Origin of the sequence: Sphingobium sp. LSP13-1-1.1 (assembly GCF_040676415.1) — a bacterium.
GTDB lineage: Bacteria > Pseudomonadota > Alphaproteobacteria > Sphingomonadales > Sphingomonadaceae > Sphingobium.
Map to the genome: position 1 here is coordinate 83,909 of NZ_JBEGHU010000056.1, position 19,334 is coordinate 103,242.

Sequence of the window (19,334 nt, forward strand, 5' to 3'; positions counted from 1 at the left end):
CGTTTCATGCAGTGAGAAGGTCAGCGTGCGCCCGCCTCCTGCGCCGCCAGCCAGGCGGCCTTGGCGAGCGGCTCGATTCGTGTGACGATGTCGCCGGCATTTGTTGCGGTCTGCACGCCGTCCCGTGCCCGCCCCGCAATGCCTTGCAGGATGGCAGCGACGCGGAACAGGTTGAAGGCGCGGTAGAAGGGGTGCGTCGGATCGCAGCGAAGGCCGGTTCGCTCACAATAGCGCCGGGCATAGTCTTCAGCCGTGGGTATCCCCAGCCGGGCAAGATCGGCGCCCTGCAAGGTTCCGCGAACGTCCACGCCCTCCGGCCTGAACCACTCCATCATATGATAGGTGAGATCGCCCAGCGGATCGCCCAGGGTCGACAATTCCCAGTCTATGACGGCGCAGACGCGCGGCTCCGTCGGATGGACCAGCAGGTTGTGGAAGGAATAGTCGCCATGGATGATCGTGGTGCGCTCTTCGGTGTCGGGAATCGCATCCGGCAACCAGGCGACAAGCCGGTCCATCTCCTGGATGTCGCGTGTGCGCGAGGCTTCATATTGCCGGGACCAGCGGGAAATCTGCCGCGCGAAATAATTGCCCGGCTTGCCATAGTCGGCGAGCCCTAACGCCGCGAAATCGACCAGATGCAGGCGGGCAAGCGTTTCATTGGCGCTATCATAGATCGCGGCGCGCTCCGCCCGGTCGAGGCCGGGCATGAGCGGGTCCCAGAAACTGCGCCCCGGAACATAGCGCATCACATAGAAGATGCTGCCGATAACATCCTCGTCCTCGCACAGCAGCAGCGGCTCGGCAACGGGCAGGCCGGCTTCGTGCAGCGCCTTGGTAATGCGATATTCGCGGTCCACCGCATGGGCGGACTTCAGCAAAATCCCCGCGGGCTTGCGCCGCAGGACATAGCGGTGGTCCTGCGTCGACAGAAGATAGGTCGGGTTGGATTGTCCGCCCTCGAACCGCTGGACGCGCATGGGTCCGGAAAAATCGGCGATCCGGCCCGCCAGATAAGCGGCAAGGCGGGTTTCGTCGAACGCACTGTTGGCGGCGACATCGATCGTCGCGCCGATCGTCGCGGCAGGCTGCGTGGCGCTCATGATGCTGCGCCCTCGGCATATTTGGCGAGTTCCATCCGGGCGAGCTGGCGTTCGTGGACTTCGTCCGGCCCATCCGTCAGCCGCACGATGCGGGTGTTCGCCCAAAGTTCGGCCAGGCCGAAATCGTCGCTGACCCCGCCGCCGCCATGCGCCTGGATGGCGTCATCGACGATCTGCTGCGCCATTTTGGGGGCGGCGATCTTGATCATGGCGATCTCGGCGCGGGCGGCCTTGTTGCCGACCGTGTCCATCATATGCGCCGCCTTCAGGCAGAGCAGGCGCGCCATCTCGATCTCGCAACGGGCGCGGGCGATCCGTTCTTCCCAGACGGAATGTTCGGCAATCGCCTTGCCGAAGGCCCGTCGCGACAGGAGGCGGCGGCACATCTTCTCCAGCGCGACTTCCATGGTCGCGATGTTGCGCATCGTGTGGTGGATGCGGCCGGGACCAAGGCGCCCCTGCGCGATCTCGAAGCCGCAGCCTTCGCCGAGCAGCATATTCTCCGCCGGCACGCGGACATCCTCCAGCGCCACCTCGAAATGCCCGTGCGGCGCATGATCATAACCGAAGACGGGGAGGTGGCGGACGAGCGTCACGCCCGGCGTGTCGCGCGGCACCAGGATCATCGATTGCTGCCGGTAGGGCGCGGCATCCGGGTCGGTCTTGCCCATGACGATGAAGAAGTCGCAACGCGGATGGCCAGCGCCCGACGACCACCATTTTCGGCCGTTGATGACATAGTCACCGCCGTCGCGGCGAATGTCCGTCGTGATGTTGCGCGCATCGGAGGAGGCGACGGCCGGTTCGGTCATCAGGAATGCGGACCGGGTCTTCCCATCGCGCAACGGCACCATGAAACGCTGCTTCTGCTCGGCCGTGCCGTACCGATGCAGCACCTCGAAATTGCCGGTGTCCGGTGCCATGCAGTTGAACACCTCGGAGGCGAAGGAGATGCGGCCCATCAATTCGGCGATGGGGGCATATTCGACGTTGGTAAGGCCGACGCTGGTGAAAAATTCATCATCATGCTCAGATGGCGGCATGAAGATGTTCCACAGCCCCGCCTCCCGCGCCTTGTCCTTGAGTTCGTCGAACACCGGCGGGATTTCGGTCCAGCGGTCGATCGTGGCGGACTGCCGGTGATAGACGGGAACGGCAGGAACGATGTGCTCCTCCATGAAAGCGCGCACGCGCTCCATCCACTCCCTGGATTTTGCCGACTGTTCGAAATCCACGCATCCGCTCCACTTATGCCGCCGGATTCGAGCCGGCCCGCTCTTGCTATAAGACTCGCCCGACCGATCGGTCGAGCGTTAAATAGTCGACCGGTCGGTCGGCTGTCAAACTGGTCAGGAGAGAAATTTTTTATTGACGCCCGACCAGTCGGTCGATCATCTGAACGGCAGGAGAGCAAGCGATGACGAATAGCCCACTCATGGATGTTGCCCTGCTGCAGGGCCATGCGCCGTACACGCTTGCCGGCTACGACATTTTCCGGTCGGTGATCGAGTCGGACGGCGCGGTGCCCGCTCGTTTGAAAGCGCTGTTCGCGGCGGTGGCTGCCGTCGATCGCCGCCATTTGTCGCTTGCGCGCCGGGAACTGGAGCGCGGCGCGTCGCTCGGCCTGACCTCGAAGGAGGCCACTGCCGGCCTCATCGTGCTGTCCAGCCTCCGTGGCGAGGCTGCGGCGCTCGATTTCGCGCAGATCATTGAAGAGAGTTTTGGCGACACCCAGGCGCCGGACCCGCAACCGCTGCCGACGGCGGCGGAGGGAGAAGCGGAGGCCAATTTCCGCGCCTATTGGGCGGGGAGCATCCCGGCGCCGCTCGGCGCGCTGATGCGCCTCGCGCCCGAAGCGGCGGACGCCTATTATCTCATGCGGCGGGGCAGCATCGATGCGAACCCGCTTTCCGCCAAATATGGCGAGCTGCTTCTGCTCACCATACTCGCGGCCGGATACAGCCCCATGGCGGCAACCCATGTGCGCGGTGCGCGCAATGCCGGCGCGAGCGACGAGGAAATTGCCGAAGCGGTGCTCTGCGCCGTCCCATCGGCGGGGATCGCCGCCTGGATGGCGGTGGGCGGGATGCTTGCCCCACCCGAAGACGGCGGCATCGTCCGCTGAAACGACCGATTTTTCACATCTTTGCCAAGGAGAGACTTACATGGAACCGGAAAAGGACGTCATCCAATATGAAGTGGCTGACAATGGTATCTGCACAATCTGGCTCAATCGCCCCCATGTGAAGAATTGCGTCAGCCCCCAGCTTCTGCGCGACCTGGAGGTCGCGGTGGACAAGGCGGCCGAGGACGATTCGGTCCTGGCGGTCGTGTTCCGCGGTCGCGGCAATACCTTCTGCGCCGGCGCGGACCTCGGGCAGCTCGTCGGGCCGGTGCTGCACGAAACCAGCACCTCGCTTCAGCTCGCGATCGATTCGGCGCGCACCTATGACAAGATCTACAACATGAAGAAGCCGACCATCGCCTGCGTCGAGGGCTATGCCGTCGCCGGCGGGTTCGAACTCTTCATCTCCTGCGACTTCGGCATTGCCGCCGACGACGCCAAGATCGGCGACTTCCACATCCGTCGTGCCTTGTTCGGCGGCGCCGGCCCGATCTATCGCCTGCCGCGCTATATCGGCATGCGCAAGTCGAAGGAGCTGATGCTGACCGGCAAGCTTCTGTCGGGCAAGGAATGCGTCGAATGGGGCCTGTGCAACGCGTCGGCGCCCAGTGAACAGCTTGAACAGCTGATCCAGGATTTCTGCGCGCCGCTGATCGACAAGAGCCCCTTCTGCATGTGGATGACCAAGATGGCGGTCAATCGCGGCATGGATGCCGACACCAACTCGCTCATCACGCTGGAAACGATGACCTGCAACGTCGTCCACCATTCCGCCGATGCGAAGGAGGGCGTCGCGGCGTTCCTCGAGAAGCGCCAGCCGGTCTGGACGGGCAAGTAAGCCATGGCGGTCAGCATGGTCGTCCTGGCCAGCCGGCCGCAGGACTGGACGCACGAGCAGTTCACCACCTGGTGGCGCGGCCCCCATGCCGACGCCGCCAGGGTCCTGCCCGGCCTTATGGCCTATCGGCACGGCGCGGTGACGAAGGATTATGACAATCCGGATGCACCGGGCTGGGACGGTCACGCCGTGCTGACTTTCGCTGATCAGGCGGCGCTCGACACCGCCTTCGCTTCGCCCGAATGGACGTCGGCGACCGCCCAGACGAAGGGTATGGGCGGTCGGCGCATCATCCTCATCACCGATGAGGTCGACCTGCTTGCCGGAGAAGATCATGGCTGACTGGAACCCTGGTTTCACCGCTGCTCAGTTCCGTCTCGACGGCAAGCGCGCGCTCATCACCGGCGGACGCGGTGCCCTGGCCGAAGCCATGGCCGCGACACTGGCCGACCTTGGCTGCGCGGTCGCCCTCGCGTCCCGCACGGAGGCCGACTGCGCCGACCTGGCGGCCGGCATGGCTGAACGGTTCCGGGTCCCGGCTGTCGGCCTTTCCTGCAACATCGCCGACGAGGCGTCGGTCGAGGCGGCGATCGCGACGACTGTCGATCGGCTGGGTGGCCTCGACATCCTCATCAACAATGCGGGCGCGTCCTGGTGGGGCCTGCCAGAGGATATCCCGCTCAAGGGCTGGCAGAAGGTGATGGACGTCAATGTGACCGGCACCTTCCTCGCCTGCCGGCACGCCGCGCGTCACATGATCGCGGCGGGCGGCGGCGCGATCGTCAACATCGCGTCGGTTGGCGCATTCCTGTCCTATCAGCCGGACGAAGGGCAGGTCGTTCCCTATACAACCAGCAAGGCGGCGATCGTTCACCTGACCAGCGATCTCGCCGCCCAATGGGCGAGGCACAACATCCGCGTCAACGCCATCGCGCCCGGCTCGATCGAAACGGGCATGACAGAGACGCTCGACCCCGCCATCCAGGAAAAGACGCGGGCGGGCATATTGATGCGCCGCTTCGGCCGCCCTGACGAAGTGGCCGGCACGCTGGCCCTGCTGGCGTCCGAAGCGGGCAGTTTCATCACGGGTCAGACCTTCCTGGTAGATGGAGGCCAATCCCTTGCGTGAAGAGCAAAGCCATCCGGCGTTCGAATGGGATGCCGAGCGGCTCTGGCCGCAATTCCTCCGTCTTGCCGACGCCGCACCGGATGCCCTTGCCCTTGCGGATTGCGGCGACCGCCTGTGGAGCCGCGGGGCGTTGAGAGGGCAGGCGATCGAGATCGCGGCCTTGCTGAAGGCGGCAGGGGTCGGGCCGGGTGACCGCGTCCTCGTCACCGCGCACAAAAACGCCGCGACGATCGCCACGGCGCTTGCCATATCTTCGTTGCAGGCGACCTTCTGTCCCGTGTCGCCAAAGCTAGGAGCGGGCGATCTTGCCCTGCTCGAATCCCTGCTCGGCCATGCCGCCAAGGTGAGCGGCACCGGCAGCACCTTGCCCGAAGTGACCGCTGCGGCCGGCGAACGGTCGACCGACCCGCGCGATCGGAACGCCGTGCTCATCGGCTTCACCTCCGGCAGCACCGGCGTGCCCAAGGGGGTGATGCATGGCCCGGAAGCCCTGAATTATGCGACCCGTGCCTGCGCGGCCATCGCCGGACTGGAACCGGATGACGCGATCCTGGGCATCGTCCCGCTCGACAGCGCGCCCGGCTTCACCTTCACGGCGCATTTCGCGCTGTCATTGGGGCATCCGCTTGTGCTGGTCGACCCATGGGTGCCCGCCGAAGCGCTGCGGCGGGCGGAACATTATGGGTGCGGCTGGGCGATCGCGGTTCCGACGCATCTTTTCACGATGGTGGAGGCGGCCCGGCTCGGCGAATGGTCCGGTCGCCTTCCGCTTCGCGCCATGGCGGTGGGCGGCAGCGCGATGACGCCCGAACTGATCGAGGACGCCGACCGGCTGCTCGGCCTCAAGGCGCTGCGGATGTTCGGCATGTCCGAATGCATGGGCCATGCGTCCACCCACCCGGCCCATTCGCTGGAGCGCCGCCAGCTTTTCGACGGCATCCCCTTTCCCGGCACGCAGGAAGAGGCGTTCGATGCCGAGCTGCGCGCCCTGCCACGCGGCAGCCGGGGGCAGGCGGGCGTGCGTGGTCCCTCGCTCTTCCTCGGCTATGCGCAGGGCATGGGGGCGGGGCAGGAACGCATGACGCCCGATGGCTTCTACCTGACCGGCGACGAGATCGTTCGCGATGAGGTCGGCTTCGTCCGCGTGGTCGGCCGCATCAAGGACCAGATCATTCGCGGTGGCTTCAACATCGACCCTGCCGAGGTGGAGGCGGCCCTGCTGCGCCATCCCGCCATCGCGGAGGTGGCGGTGGTTGCCGTGCCCGAACGCAAGCTTGGGGAGCAGGCCTGCGCCGTCTGCCGGCTGCGAACGGACGACGGGAGCATCGACCTGTCCATGTTACTCGACCATCTCTCTCAGCAGGGCCTGTCCCGCAAGAAATGGCCCGAACATCTGGTGCTGGTCGATGCGATGGCCGTCACCGCCACCGGCAAGCTCGACAAGAAGGCGATGGCCGCCATCGCCGTGGAGGAGGTCGCCCGCAGGCGCGCGGCTGCTTCCACCAGACAGGACGCATGACATGAAGCAGACCGCAACCAGCGCCGTCGCCGACGGCGTCGCCATCATCACGCTCGACAACCCGCCGGTGAACGCGCTCTCCGCGTCCCTCCGGCGGGGATTGCAGGCCGAACTTGAAAAGGCGTTCGATGACGGAGAGGTGGGCGCCATCCTGTTGCTCTGCGCCGGACGGACCTTCATTGCCGGGGCGGACATCACCGAGTTCGGCCATCCCTGGCAGCCGCCATCCCTGCCCGACCTGTGCGCCATGCTGGACGATGCGCCCAAGCCCGTCATCGCTGCCATTCACGGAACGGCGCTGGGCGGCGGGTTCGAACTGGCGCTTGCCTGCCACTATCGGGTGGTGGCGCAGAGCGCGAAGGTCGGCCTGCCGGAGGTGCATCTGGGCCTGCTTCCCGGTGCGGGCGGCACCCAGCGGGTGCCCCGGATCGTCGGTGCGGAGGCAGCGCTCGAAATCATTACGTCCGGGCGGCAGATCAAGGCTACCGAAGCCCTTTCGCTGGGGCTGGTCGATGCGGTGGTCGATGATGCGGCCTTGCGGGAGGAGGCGCTGGCCTTCGCGCGCCGCATCGTGGCCGATGGCGGTGCGAAGCCGCGGGTACGCGATCGCGCCGACGCCCTCCAGGGCGATCGGGATCGCCCGGAGCTTTTCACCGCCTTCGCCACCGCAAACGCCCGTCGGTTCAAGGGATTTGTCGCGCCCGCCGCCATCATCGAGGCCGTCGAGGCGGCAGTGACTCTTCCCTTCGAGGAGGGGCTGGCAAAGGAAACCGCCTTGTTCGAACGACTGGTCGCCAGTCCTGAGTCCGCCGCCCAGCGCCATGTCTTCTTTGCGGAGCGGGGGGCGGCCCGCATTCCCGACATCGGTCCCGATACATCCGCGATCGACATCCGATCGGCGGGCGTCATCGGCGCGGGCACGATGGGCGGCGGCATCACGATGAACTTCCTGAATGCCGGCATTCCCGTCACGCTGGTGGAAACCAGCCAGGAAGCGCTGGATCGCGGCATCGCCACCATCCGCCGCAACTATGAGGCGACGGCTGCCAAGGGGCGGATGACGGCGGCGCAGGTGGAGCAGCGCATGGGCCTTATCTCACCCAGCCTCGACCTGGCTGCGCTTGCCGACGCGGATCTCGTCATCGAGGCCGTCTACGAAAGCATGGACGTCAAGACGGACATTTTCGCCCGGCTCGACCGGATTGCGAAACAGGGGGCGATCCTGGCGTCCAACACCTCATTCCTCGACCTCAATCGCATCGCGGCGGCGACCAGCCGGCCCGAATGGGTCGTTGGTCTCCACTTCTTCTCGCCCGCCAATGTCATGCGCCTGCTGGAGGTGGTGCGAGGGGCGGAAACGTCGAAGCCGGTGGTCGCCACGGCGATGCGGCTCGCCAAGCGGATCGGCAAGGTCGCGGTGCTCAGCGGCGTGTGCGACGGCTTCATCGCCAACCGGCTGCTGGCGCCGCGTGGTGCGCAGGCCGAAGCGATGATGCTGGAAGGCACGCCGATCGCGGAGATCGACCGCGTGCTTGTCGATTATGGCTTTGCCATGGGGCATTTCCAGATGATGGATCTGGTCGGGCTGGACGTCATCGGCCGGAACGCGACGGAACGGACCGTAATGGGCGACCTGGTCGCCGCCGGCCGGCTGGGCCAGAAACGGGGCGCTGGCTATTATGATTATGATGAGAAGCGGCGGTCGCGTCCTTCGGACGTGACAGCCAGCCTGGTGAAGGAGGTCGCCGCGGCCCAGGGCATCGCTTACGGCCCCACGGCGGGCGATGAGGCGCTGCTCGCGCGGCTGCTCTATCCGGTCGTCAACGAGGGCGCGAAGATCCTGGAAGAAGGCATCGCGTTGCGCGCATCCGACATCGATATAGCCGCCGTGCTTGGCTATAACTGGCCGGTCTATCGCGGCGGGCCGCTCTTCTGGGCCGATCAGGTCGGACTGGACCGGATCGTCGCGGACATGCGCCGGCTGGAAGCGGTGCATGGTGAAACCTTCCGCCCTGCATCGCTGCTCGTGCATCTGGCGGAGGGAGGGCGGCGGTTCGGCGACAGGTCGTGACCCTCAACCGTTCCTGGGTGCTTGCGCACAGGCCCGAAGGCCCGGTGCGGTCCAGCGACTTCGCCTATCGGGAGGAGGCGTTCGATACGCCCGCGTTGCAGGAGGGCGACATTCTCGTCCGCACCCGGATCATTTCCTGCGCGCCGACGATCCGCAACTGGCTGAACCCGCCCGAACGCAGCTATCGCGGCGCGATCGGCATCGGCGATCCGATACGGGGCATGGCGGCGGTCGAAGTGCTTGCCTCTCGTCATGCACGCTTTGAACCCGGACAGTGGGCCACGGCCGTGGCGCCTTGGCAGGATTATGCCGTCCTGCGCCCGGATGAGGCGGTTGTCCCTGTCACGCCGATCGAGAGCTGGATGGATCCGGTCGACGCGATGACGCTTTACTCGCCCAACAGCCTGACCGCCTATTTCGGCCTCTTCGCGGTGGGGGAACCAAGGCCCGGCATGACCGTGCTGGTATCCGGCGCCGCCGGATCGGTCGGGGCGATGGTGTGCCAGATGGCCCGAATCGCGGGCTGCCGGGTCATTGCGGTGGCGGGCGGCCCGGACAAATGCCGCTGGCTCTCACAGGAGGTCGGGGCGGAAGTCGCAATCGACTACCGTTCGGCGGACCTTCCGGCGGCTTTGAAGCATGCCAGTCCCGACGGCATAAACATCTTCTTCGACAATGTGGGTGGGGAGGTGTTGCAGGCTGCCGTCGACCGGATGGCGCCGCATGGCCGGATCGTGCTTTGCGGTCAGCTCGCCGCCTATGATTCGAACAGTCCGGCGGCCGGCCCCAGGGATATGATGAAGCTGGTCTATGGACGGATCCGGATGCAGGGCTTTGTGGTTGGCGACCATGCCGACGATTATGCGTCCGCGATCGCGTCGATCCGACGCTGGGCGGCTGAAGGGCGCCTGCGCAGTCGGCATGATGTGCGCGACGGGTTCGATCGCATACCCGACGCCTTCGTCGACATTTTCAACGGGCGCAATGCCGGAACATTGATCGTCCGGACCTGAACCTCCGCGCTGCGCAGGAGCGCAGCCACCGCGCCTTACGGACGAAGCTTATCGGGGCCAGACCAGGTCAAGCCGGACCATCCCGTTCACCGCACCCGTGGCGGCGAGGGGTTGGCTCCCCGGATCGAGCGTGAATTCGGGGATGCGCTTCGTCCATTCGTGCAGCATGATCGCCAGCTCGCTGCGCGCCAGCCCCGCGCCCGGACAATTGTGAATGCCGTTGCCGAAGGTGCAGTGCGTTTCGCGCTTGCGGTCGAAATCCACGTTGAGCGCGTCCGGCCAGCGGCTCTCGTCCAGCCCATGGAGGCAGGTCGGCAGCACGATCATGTCGCCGGCCTTCACGGTCACGCCTTCATGCACGATATCTGCTGTCACCCGGCGGGCCACCGTCGCGACGCCATGGCGGCGCAGGATTTCCTCGACCGCGAAGGTGATCTTCTCGGGCTGTTCCACCAGGGTGCGATAATGGTCCGGATGGGTCGCCAGGAACTTCATGATGAATCCCATCATGCTCGCGACGGTGTCGAGCCCGCCAAACATGACGTCCATGCACTCGCCCATCACCTCAAGCTCGTTCATCGGCCTGTCGCCGACGGTGCCGTGAATGATCGCGCTCAACAGGTCCTCGCCCGGATCGGCCCGCCGCTTGTCGATCCACGACTGCAGATAGCCCGCCATCGACCTCTGGCTTTCCTCCTTTTCCTGCGTGGATTTCGGCCGCACCGACTTGTCGGCCACGTCGACCAGCCATTCGCGGTCTTCATCGGGCAGATCGACCAGAGAGAGGAAGATGCGCATGGGAACATGACGCGCGAATTCGGTCATGAACTCGCAGCGTCCGCGCGGCTGGAACCCGTCGATCAATGCCGCCGTGAGGCCGCGTACGTCGTCGGTCAGGCGCTTTACCGCCCTGGGGCTGACGAATGGCAGCACGATCTTGCGGTAATGATGATGTTCGGGATCGTCCGACTCGTTGGGGATCATCTTGAGCGGGCTGTCGCTTGGCGGAACCGACAGGTTGCGCGCCGAGAGGCGGTCTACATCCGCGAACAGTTCCCAGATCAGCGGTGCAGAGGTCGCTATCCAGTGGCCGCCATTGTGAGGCGTCCAGACCAGGCCTGGGTTGCCCGCTATGTCCAGCGCCTTCCACGCCATCTGGGGGTCGCGCTCGCCGCCTTCCAGGGCATAGATGTTGGCATCGACCACAAGTTCAGCCGGCACATTCTTGGGAAGCGTCTGTATCTGCAAGCTCTCTCTCCCAACCGTCCGGACTCGCGGAAGAGGATTACCGGCATGTCGAAGCCCCGCATTGCGTGCCGCGCCAGAGAGCGGCGCGCTCCTACATGCGGACGTCCCAGCCTCTCTCCCATTTGCGCGGCGGCATCTTGTGAATCACTATTCCTGCCCAGGACATGTCTATCAATCTCGATCCGGGCGGAATGGCGCGTGCCTGATTCATCGCATCTCTGATCCGCCGCCGCCGGACATCTCCGGCGGACAGCGGACCGGACCTGTTCCTCAACCCTGTTTCGCAGCCTCGATCAGCTTGGCGAGCCGACGTCGCGCCTGTACCGCACCCTTGTCGATCGGCAGCATCTTCGGTTCCAATGACCACAGGTCCGGCGTGCCCATCTGGCGCTGGATCTTCTCGATCATCGGCTTGTCCTCAAACTGGAAGGCATGGATGAGCTGATCGCGCAACATGGCGGTGAAATCGGCGTCATCGACCAGGAAGCTGCGCGCGTTACAGGTGAAATAATGCGTCGTTGTCTCCGTTTCCGGCGTCATGTTGTGAAGATTGAGGCTGTCTATGCCCTGTTCGGGCTTGCCCACGGGATGGCCGCCTGCACGCAGGACCATCAGCGCCGGCGGATACCAATCCACCTCCGTCCACAGCTTTGCCGGGGACTCCATGTGGAAGACCGGCGGCGGCTCGTCGCTGTCGGATCGCCAGGCTATCGAAAAATGATCTGGATATTCCTCCATGGTCGATTTGGCGCGCGTGTTGAACCCGCTGCCCAGACTGTTCGCATGAAGATAATCCGCATGGCTCAGGTCCATGATGTTGTCCGAAAGCAGTTCGTAATTCGCCGCCACCAGAGTGTATAGCCGCAGCTGCGCGGTCTCGGGCGTGGCGTCAATGAAGGACAGGTCGGGCAGCACGCTCTCATCCGGGCTGTTCTTTCCTACCCAGATCCAGACCGCCTTATATCGTTCCAGCACGGGATAGCTGGTCACACTGAGTGAACTGGTCGCCGCGCCGTGCGGATTGTGAACGCAAAGCCCTGCGGCATTGAAGACCAGCCCATGATAGGGGCAGGCGATCGTATCCCCCTCCCGCTTGCCTTCATTGAGGGGGGCGAAGCGGTGGGGGCAGCGGTTGTCCAGCACGGCGATGTCGCCAGATTCGGTGCGAAAGGCGACCATGGGTATGCCGACGACCTGACGACTGAGTACTGCGCCATCCGCGAGTTCCTCGGCCCAGGCAAGCTGGTACCATCGATTTTCCAGAAATTCGACCATCATGACATCTCCACTGCGCTGCGCGTATCAACTGCGTCCGTCGTCCCGCGATCGGCGACGATAGTGCGTTCCTCGACCATGAAGAGCGCCTCCCTCCGGCGGTCCAACATGCCGGCAAGGTGCGATCCAGCTTCTTCGATGACGGCGCGATAGGCCTCGATGGCGCTCCACCCTGCATCGCCGTCGAACCAGAGGCTTTCGACGCCGGCATAGGGGCTGAGCGGCGCGTTGGCGACGAAATTGGCGGGCAGGTTCGCGTCCGGCTCGCCGGCTATGCTGATGCTGCGGGTCATTCGGCGGATCGATGGGCCCAGGGTCGGATGATCGGCCATTCGGGCCATTTCCTGCGACCAGGCCGCATCGAATGTCTCGGCGGACGCCGCACCGTTGCTCGCCAGAAGGCGCATCACCTTGACCGGCGCGTCGCCCGGCATGGTCACCGCCACCTCCTCGACCCGCGTGGCAAGCAGGATGACCGCGCTGTGGCAGACGAAGTTCAACTCGTCGGGCTGGATAGTCTCGCGATAATAGGGGTCGGCGATGGAGCGCGCGAATGCGGCTCCATCCGGGAAGCTGATTTCGCTGAAAGAGTCGAAATCGGGTCCCGGCGTCCAGCCTTCGCCACGGCTGCCATATACCGCGTCGACGACGTGATTCTGGATATAGCCCAGCATGAAACCGGGATTATGCGCTACCGTCCCGCCATGGACATGCTGGGCGTAGTTCAGATAATCGCGGTGCGTCATTCCGGCGCGGCGGCGGCCGCCAATGATCATTTTCAACATCGCACTCTCTCCGGATCTGTCAGAATGTGTATCGGACGCGCAGGCCATAGGTGCGGGGCGGCGCATATATGGAAGAGATGACCCCGCCGGCCGGAGCGACGAACTGTGTGAAAAGGGGCACCGCCTTGTCGGTCAGGTTGCGGACGAAGCCTGTGACCGCCCAGTGATCGTCCGCCGCGCCGAAGGTGGCGGAGGCGTCGAATGTCCAGAACGCACCGCTATTCTGCTGCGGCAGATATTCAAAGCCGATGACGCTGTTGGAACGGTAGCGCGCATCACCGTTCAGGACGATTTTGTGGGCGCCTAGCGCGATGCTTTTCTCGATCCCGCCGTTCAGCGACCAATGCGGCGAATTGTAGCTCGGCTTGCCCGCGCAATCGATCGCATAGACGGGTGCGCCGTTCGCTGTCGTCGGCGTCACGGCGCAGCCCACCGCGGGTGGCGGTGAGGTCGCATCGCGGGGGCTGTTATAGGTATAGCGCTTGACCCTGGCGTCCAGATACTGGACCGTCCCGCTCAGTCGCGTCGTTGGAGTGAGCAGCCACTGCGCCTCCACATCGACGCCCTTGATCGTCGAGCGTCCTATATTCTCGGTAAAATAATTGGTGCTGTTATTGGCGTCCAACCCGTAATGCGACACCTGCTGGTTGCGGTAGCGCCAGTGGAACAGTTCCACATTGAACTGCAGGCGGCGATCGAAGAAGCGATTCTTCGACCCGATGGTCCAGGCTTCCACATATTCCGGTTCGAAGGTTTCGTGTCCAGGCGCATTGGAAAAGCCGCCGGAACGATAGCCCGTCTCGTAGCTGGCATAAAGCAACGAAGCCGGCGCCAGGTCATATTCGGCCGCCAGTCGATAGGTGACGCGGCCCTTGTCGATCCCCGCATTCACCTGATTTGGAATGTAGAACAGGATATTGCCAGCGGTGCCATAGGGAACCGCATTGGCTGGGCCGGGCATGGCCGGCGCGCCGGGCACCTGCGCCAGGGTTTGGACGACGGGTAGCGATGGTCCGCCAAAGCAGCCGGGACCGAATGGGGGCGGCGCATTGGTGCACAGGTCGATAAGCGTGTCCGCCCCGCCGTTGAAATCCTTGCCGTCATGGGTGTAGCGCCCCGCCGCCACGAATCTCAGACTGTCGCTCAGATGCGCCGTGACACGGCCGAAAGCGGCATAGGACTTCGTCTTCGATGTGAAGTCCTGGAAGGAAATGATCTGATATTGATTGATCCCGTACAGGCCCTTTACGGTTTCGTTGAAATAATAGCCGCCGACCAGCCAGTCTATCGGACCCAGGCGTGGACCCTGGAACCGTAACTCCGTGCTGAACTGCCGGTCATCCTCACTGTTGAGTGAGCCCCTGAATGAAGGACCATTGAACAGATTGTCCAGTTTCGCCCGTCGATAGGATGGCAGGATCGTCAACGTCCCTCCGGCCACATCGGCGTTGATCTCCGCCGTCAGTCCCCAATATCTGTTATTCAGATAGGGGGAGGCCAGCGGGGCGGGATTGATGAAAGTTCCCGGAATGACGGCATGCCCAAAATAGGCGCTGCCGGCTGGCGAAAGGAGCCCGCTGAAGGGATCGACGCCAGCAGCCGTGAAGCTGTAATTTGGCGGCGAGATGGACGTCGCCGGGGTGCCAGGCGTAAAATTTTCCGTGCCGACATAACTCGCACCGACGCCTGCGCCACCTTGATGCGAATAATCACCGCTCAGGCGGATGGAGACGGCCGGGCTGGGCTTTATCAGCAATTGCGCCCGAACCGCCTGCCCCACTTCGTCGGACGTGCCGTCTTCGTTGTAACCCTTCCGGTCTACAACCTTGCCGGCAATCCGTATGGCCGCATTGTCACCGATCGGCAAATTGGCGGCGGCTTCGGCATCGATCGCATCGTAATTTCCGAAACTGCCGGAAACAGAGAGGGTTCGCTCTCCCAACCGGGGCTTCGCCGGAATGACGTTGATGGCGCCACCCGTGGCATTGCGGCCGTAAAGCGTCCCCTGCGGCCCCTTCAACACCTCGATCCGCTCGAGATCGAAGAAGGTGCCCGTCGTGGAGGTCGGCCGGCCGAGATAAATGCCGTCCAGGTTGAATGCGATCGCCGGGTCCGAGTAGCCGTTGTTGGTGAAATTGCCGACACCGCGAACAAAGAAGGTGGTATTTGCGCCGCCTCCCTGCTGCACCGTAAGCGCAGGAACCGTCGCGTTGAGCATGGTGGCGGTGACGACGCCCGCGCGGGTCAGCTCCTGCGGCGAGACAACATCTATCGCGACCGCTGCGCGCTGTGCCGTTTCGGCGCGGCGCTGCGCGGTCACGATGATGTCCGCAAGCCCGCCATTCGCGTCGGAAGACGGTGCCGGGCCAGCAAGTGAATGGGATTGGGCAATATCCGGCGCTGCCTCCTGCGCTGCGAGCGGCACGGGCGCCGACATGGCGGCGATCGCGGTGCCGACCAGAAATAATGTTTTCATGGATCCTCCCCTGGGCCCTCGTTGAGCCTCTGTTCCGGGATTAAATCCATCTTGTACGCCGCAGGCAAATCGCATGTTCGCACCGCATTATTCGCAGGATGAATAATGTGGCCTGATTTGCATTGTTTCTTTTGAGGCATGCGGGACGGCGCGCTGGATGCCGCGCCGGGGTGCTGTCCCGAAAACGGCCCGGTCGATGCCCTTGGGGCTGCAGGCAGCGGCTGCTATATCCCTCCTATGACGGCACCGCTCAATCTGGCTTCCATAGACCTCAATCTCATGGTCATTTTCGACGCGCTCATGAAGGATCGTCATTTGTCGCGCGCGGGCGACCGGGTCGGGCTTAGTCAGCCAGCGATGAGTCATGCGCTGCGCCGCCTGCGCGCCGTGCTGGGCGATGATCTCTTCACCCGGCGCCGGGGGGTTATGGAGCCCACGCCCCGCGCGCTGGCGCTTGCCGATCCGATAGGTGGGGCCCTCGACCGCCTGCGTTCGGCGCTTGATACCGAACCGGCCTTTGAATCGTCGACGGCCAGCCGTTGCTTCACCCTGACCATGTCGGACGCAAGCGCGGCTCGCCTGCTGCCGCAACTGATCCCCCGTCTTCGCGCGCAGGGTTCCGGCATCGACATCGACATACTGGCATCGGGAGCGCGCGAGGGCATAGAGCATCTGCTGTCAGGCGCGGCCGATCTCGGCGTTGGAGTCTTCCCGAACCTTCCCGAAAGATTGCATTGCGAGGTTATCCAGACCGCCAAGCTGGTCTGCATCGCCGATGCGGCGCATCCGGCGTTGCAGGGAGGGCTGACGCTTCAATCCTTCCTTGCGCTGCCGCATGTCGGCGTCGACGTCGGTCATGACACGGGCGCGAATGTCGATTCCCTGATCGAAACGATGGGCCTGCGCCGCAGGATCATGCTCCGCGTGCCGCACTTCATGGTCGTTGCATCCGTCGTGATCGGGTCGGACCTCCTCGCGGTAGTACCGGCGGCTGTTCTTCGGGAGGAGGAGAAGGGCCATCTGGCCGTCTATGAGTTGCCGGTTGCCGTTCCCGACGTCGCCATCCACATGGCCTGGCGCGCGCGCCAATCACAGGATCCCGCCCTGCTCTGGCTGCGCCGGCTTGTTGCCCGGTCCATGCAAATCCCGATCAACGGATGAAGGCAGGTCGAAACCGGCCCTGAAGATGCGGGCGCCGACGCTATGGGATAATATTACATAATCTTAATTTGTGTCCGGTCCCCGACCTTTTGTAGAGCCAGGATCGTGCTTCACCATTCGGAACCAGCCATTTGAACCCGCCGGGCTCATCCCGTTCCGAAAGAAGTCGCGCCAGCATCCTGGTGATACTTGCCATCCTGGCCATGTGCATCTCCACCATGCTGGCGGTGCAGGTCCATCGCGAAATCGGCCATGCCGACCATCTCGCCCCGTCCCATTCGGCGCGGTTGGCGCATCAGCCGGGCAAACCGGCTTTCCTTTTCAGCTATTGCAAGCTCTGCGACCTGAAATTCCAGGCAGAGTCTGCTCCGCCGCTGCCGGTTCGCGTGATGGCGAATCGGACGCCGGTTCACGTGCGGCATGACGATGTTTCGCTCCATTTCCTGACCGTCGCATCGACAGGTCATATATGGCACAGCCGCGCGCCGCCGGAATCTCCGGTTCTCATCGCCTGATATTCCCTGCGCGCGGCGAAGTGACCGCGCCTGTCGGGGAATCAAACCGATTTCCTGGAGTATTCCCATGCGTGCCATGCTTTTCGGGGGCGCAGCGGCGGCTGCGTTCATGACCTTCCCGGCGCTCGCGGATGACGCGCCTTCATCTTCGGCCGGGACGAACCCCGGCGCCAACATCATCGTCACCGCCTCGCCGATCGCGCACGAACGCGACGACACCCCTTCCATCGTCGCCAGGGTCGATGCGGACCAGATACGCCGTCAGGGCGGCGCCACGATCTCCGATGCGCTGGCGCGTGTGCCGGGCATCGCCGCCAGCGGTTTCGCGACGGGCGCCAGCCGCCCCATCATCCGCGGCCTTGACGCAAACCGCGTTCGCATCCTGGAGGATGGGACGAGCGTTTCCGACGTGTCCGACATAGGGCCGGATCATGGCATCCCCATCGACCCGCTGGCGGCGCAGAGCATAGAGGTCGTGCGCGGCGCGGGGACGCTCCGCTATGGCAGCCAGGCCATTGGCGGCGTCGTCAACGTGATCAACAACCGCGTGCCCAACGCCCTGTCCGAACACCCGATTTCGGGACAAGTGGAAGGAAGCTATGGCAGCGTGTCGGACCTCTGGCAGGGCGCAGGGATGGTCGACGCGTCGCTGGGCCAGTTCGCCCTGCATGCCGACGGCTTCATCCGCGACGCGGGCGATTATGAAACGCCATTGGGCGTCCAGCAGAACAGCTTCTTTCACGGACATGGCGGATCGCTGGGCGGATCCTATTTCTTCGGTTCGGGCAATGACAGCCATGCCGGCGTGGCCGTGACGCAATATGATGCCCGCTACGGCATACCGAGCGACAGCAGCTATATCGACATGCGTCAGACCAAGGTCATGACCAAGTCGTCATTCAGCCTGGGCAGCGGCCTGTTCAAGTCGCTCAGTCTGGACGGCAGCTATTCGAACTACAAGCATGATGAGAAGGACCCGGATGGCACCATTCTCACCACCTTCAGGAACAAGGAATATAACGGCCGGGCGGAATTGCTGCTCAACCGGATCGGCTTTGTCGACAATTCGGCGCTGGGTGTGGAATATCAGCGTCGCGACTATTCGGCGGTGGGCGACGACAGCAGCTATCTCTTCCCCTCGACCATGGAAAGCTTCGCCGGCTATCTCTTCGCCGATACCCGCCTGGGCGACCGGCTGCACCTGGAGACCAGCGGCCGCATCGAAAATGTGAAGATCAGCGGTACGCCGGCGTCCGATCTGTTCACAAGGCGGGAATTCACCCCGATCAGCGGGGCTGTCGGCGCGCTCTATACGGTGAGCCCCGCGATCAAGCTGGGCATGACCTTCTCCAGCACGGGACGGGCGCCCGCCATGGCCGAACTCTTCGCGCGCGGCGGACATGATGGCCCCGACACCTTCGAAACGGGTGATCCTTTCCTGAAGATGGAGCGGGCCAATTCGCTGGAGGGCACCCTGCGGATCCGCAGCGGCGGCTTCCACCTTGACGGGAGCGTCTACAGCAGCTGGTTCCGCAATTATATCTATGGCGATCTGACGGGCCGGACCTGTGATGATGCGGGCATCTGCTCGGCGGGTGGCAATGGCGGCCTGCGCGAGTTGAACTATCGGCAGCAGGGCGCCCATTTCCGGGGGCTGGAGGCGGAGGCCAGCTATGATCTGGTCAAGACCGATCATGGCACCTTCCGCCTCGACATGCTGGGGGACTATACCCGCGCGACCTTGGATGACGGCAATAATGTGCCGCGCATACCGCCCTATCGCATCGGGGGAGGGTTGAACTGGTCGGGTGATCGCCTCGACGCCGGCTTCAACCTCATCTATGCCGGACGGCAGGACAAGGCGGGTCAATTCGATACGCCGACGCCGGCCTATGTCTCGCTGGACGGCCAGATCGCGTTCAGGCCATTTGCCCGATATCCGGGCATCGAACTGGGGATCACCGGCCAGAACCTCACCAATGACGTGCAGCGCCTGGCCACGTCGCTCAACAAGGATGATGTCGTCATGCCCGGCCGCAGGATCATGGCGACACTGAAACTTTCGACATTCTGATC

The 19,334-nt window shown here is 64.1% G+C and carries 16 protein-coding genes; 10 read left to right on the top strand and 6 right to left on the bottom strand.

The features are described from left to right. Positions 1 to 20: 20 nt before the first annotated feature. Both MRBLSP13_RS19325 and MRBLSP13_RS19330 read right to left on the bottom strand, forming a co-directional pair. A complete protein-coding gene (locus MRBLSP13_RS19325) occupies positions 21 to 1,103 on the bottom strand; it encodes a phosphotransferase family protein (protein ID WP_363756148.1) in 1,083 nt (360 codons plus the stop codon). Then, positions 1,100 to 2,338, bottom strand: a complete 1,239-nt coding sequence (locus tag MRBLSP13_RS19330; RefSeq protein WP_363756150.1) for an acyl-CoA dehydrogenase family protein — start codon at positions 2,336 to 2,338, stop codon at positions 1,100 to 1,102. The genes MRBLSP13_RS19325 and MRBLSP13_RS19330 overlap by 4 nt, the downstream gene beginning before the upstream one ends. Before the next feature lie 182 nt (positions 2,339 to 2,520). Here MRBLSP13_RS19330 and MRBLSP13_RS19335 point away from each other — a divergent pair, with 182 nt between their 5' ends. The 7 genes from MRBLSP13_RS19335 to MRBLSP13_RS19365 are packed head-to-tail and all read left to right on the top strand — an operon-like array spanning position 2,521 to position 9,798. After that, positions 2,521 to 3,228 (top strand): carboxymuconolactone decarboxylase family protein, encoded by a 708-nt coding sequence (locus MRBLSP13_RS19335; RefSeq protein WP_363756152.1) that lies wholly within the window; start codon positions 2,521 to 2,523, stop codon positions 3,226 to 3,228. Positions 3,229 to 3,268: 40 nt separating this feature from the next. Further along, positions 3,269 to 4,066 carry an enoyl-CoA hydratase/isomerase family protein gene (locus MRBLSP13_RS19340; protein ID WP_133653209.1) on the top strand — a complete coding sequence of 266 codons (798 nt, stop codon included), beginning with the start codon at positions 3,269 to 3,271 and terminating at the stop codon, positions 4,064 to 4,066. A 3-nt stretch (positions 4,067 to 4,069) separates the two neighbouring features. Further along, complete coding sequence (locus MRBLSP13_RS19345; protein WP_363737880.1) at positions 4,070 to 4,408, top strand: EthD family reductase; 339 nt, start codon at positions 4,070 to 4,072, stop codon at positions 4,406 to 4,408. Further along, on the top strand, positions 4,401 to 5,195 hold the full coding sequence (locus tag MRBLSP13_RS19350; protein WP_363756153.1) for an SDR family NAD(P)-dependent oxidoreductase: 795 nt from the start codon (positions 4,401 to 4,403) through the stop codon (positions 5,193 to 5,195). The genes MRBLSP13_RS19345 and MRBLSP13_RS19350 overlap by 8 nt, the downstream gene beginning before the upstream one ends. Continuing rightward, entirely contained in the window at positions 5,173 to 6,714 is a 1,542-nt protein-coding gene (locus MRBLSP13_RS19355) for a class I adenylate-forming enzyme family protein (RefSeq protein ID WP_363756155.1), read from the top strand. Before MRBLSP13_RS19350 ends, MRBLSP13_RS19355 begins: the two co-directional genes overlap by 23 nt. 1 nt (position 6,715) lies before the next feature. After that, positions 6,716 to 8,785 carry a 3-hydroxyacyl-CoA dehydrogenase NAD-binding domain-containing protein gene (locus tag MRBLSP13_RS19360; protein ID WP_363756157.1) on the top strand — a complete coding sequence of 690 codons (2,070 nt, stop codon included), beginning with the start codon at positions 6,716 to 6,718 and terminating at the stop codon, positions 8,783 to 8,785. Then, positions 8,782 to 9,798 (top strand): NADP-dependent oxidoreductase, encoded by a 1,017-nt coding sequence (locus MRBLSP13_RS19365; protein WP_363737888.1) that lies wholly within the window; start codon positions 8,782 to 8,784, stop codon positions 9,796 to 9,798. The genes MRBLSP13_RS19360 and MRBLSP13_RS19365 overlap by 4 nt, the downstream gene beginning before the upstream one ends. A 48-nt stretch (positions 9,799 to 9,846) precedes the next feature. On the opposite strand, the gene MRBLSP13_RS19370 is transcribed toward MRBLSP13_RS19365, so the two are convergent. The 4 genes from MRBLSP13_RS19370 to MRBLSP13_RS19385 form a co-directional block, all read right to left on the bottom strand. Then, the gene (locus tag MRBLSP13_RS19370) at positions 9,847 to 11,046 is read right to left on the bottom strand and encodes a cytochrome P450 (RefSeq protein ID WP_363737890.1); all 1,200 of its coding nucleotides are present in this window, start codon (positions 11,044 to 11,046) and stop codon (positions 9,847 to 9,849) included. 270 nt (positions 11,047 to 11,316) lie between these two features. Continuing rightward, the gene (locus tag MRBLSP13_RS19375) at positions 11,317 to 12,324 is read right to left on the bottom strand and encodes an aromatic ring-hydroxylating dioxygenase subunit alpha (RefSeq protein WP_363737892.1); all 1,008 of its coding nucleotides are present in this window, start codon (positions 12,322 to 12,324) and stop codon (positions 11,317 to 11,319) included. Beyond that, a complete protein-coding gene (locus tag MRBLSP13_RS19380; protein WP_363737894.1) occupies positions 12,321 to 13,106 on the bottom strand; it encodes an EthD domain-containing protein in 786 nt (261 codons plus the stop codon). Before MRBLSP13_RS19380 ends, MRBLSP13_RS19375 begins: the two co-directional genes overlap by 4 nt. A gap of 19 nt (positions 13,107 to 13,125) precedes the next feature. After that, positions 13,126 to 15,582 carry a TonB-dependent receptor gene (locus MRBLSP13_RS19385; protein ID WP_363737896.1) on the bottom strand — a complete coding sequence of 819 codons (2,457 nt, stop codon included), beginning with the start codon at positions 15,580 to 15,582 and terminating at the stop codon, positions 13,126 to 13,128. A gap of 237 nt (positions 15,583 to 15,819) precedes the next feature. Here MRBLSP13_RS19385 and MRBLSP13_RS19390 point away from each other — a divergent pair, with 237 nt between their 5' ends. The 3 genes from MRBLSP13_RS19390 (at position 15,820) to MRBLSP13_RS19400 (ending at position 19,332) form a co-directional block, all read left to right on the top strand. Beyond that, a complete protein-coding gene (locus MRBLSP13_RS19390; protein ID WP_363756159.1) occupies positions 15,820 to 16,743 on the top strand; it encodes a LysR family transcriptional regulator in 924 nt (307 codons plus the stop codon). Between the two features lie 182 nt (positions 16,744 to 16,925). Beyond that, entirely contained in the window at positions 16,926 to 17,258 is a 333-nt protein-coding gene (locus MRBLSP13_RS19395; RefSeq protein ID WP_363756161.1) for a hypothetical protein, read from the top strand. A 67-nt stretch (positions 17,259 to 17,325) separates the two neighbouring features. Then, positions 17,326 to 19,332: a TonB-dependent receptor gene (locus tag MRBLSP13_RS19400; protein WP_363756163.1), complete on the top strand. Its 2,007-nt coding sequence runs from the start codon at positions 17,326 to 17,328 to the stop codon at positions 19,330 to 19,332. Positions 19,333 to 19,334 lie beyond the last annotated feature (2 nt).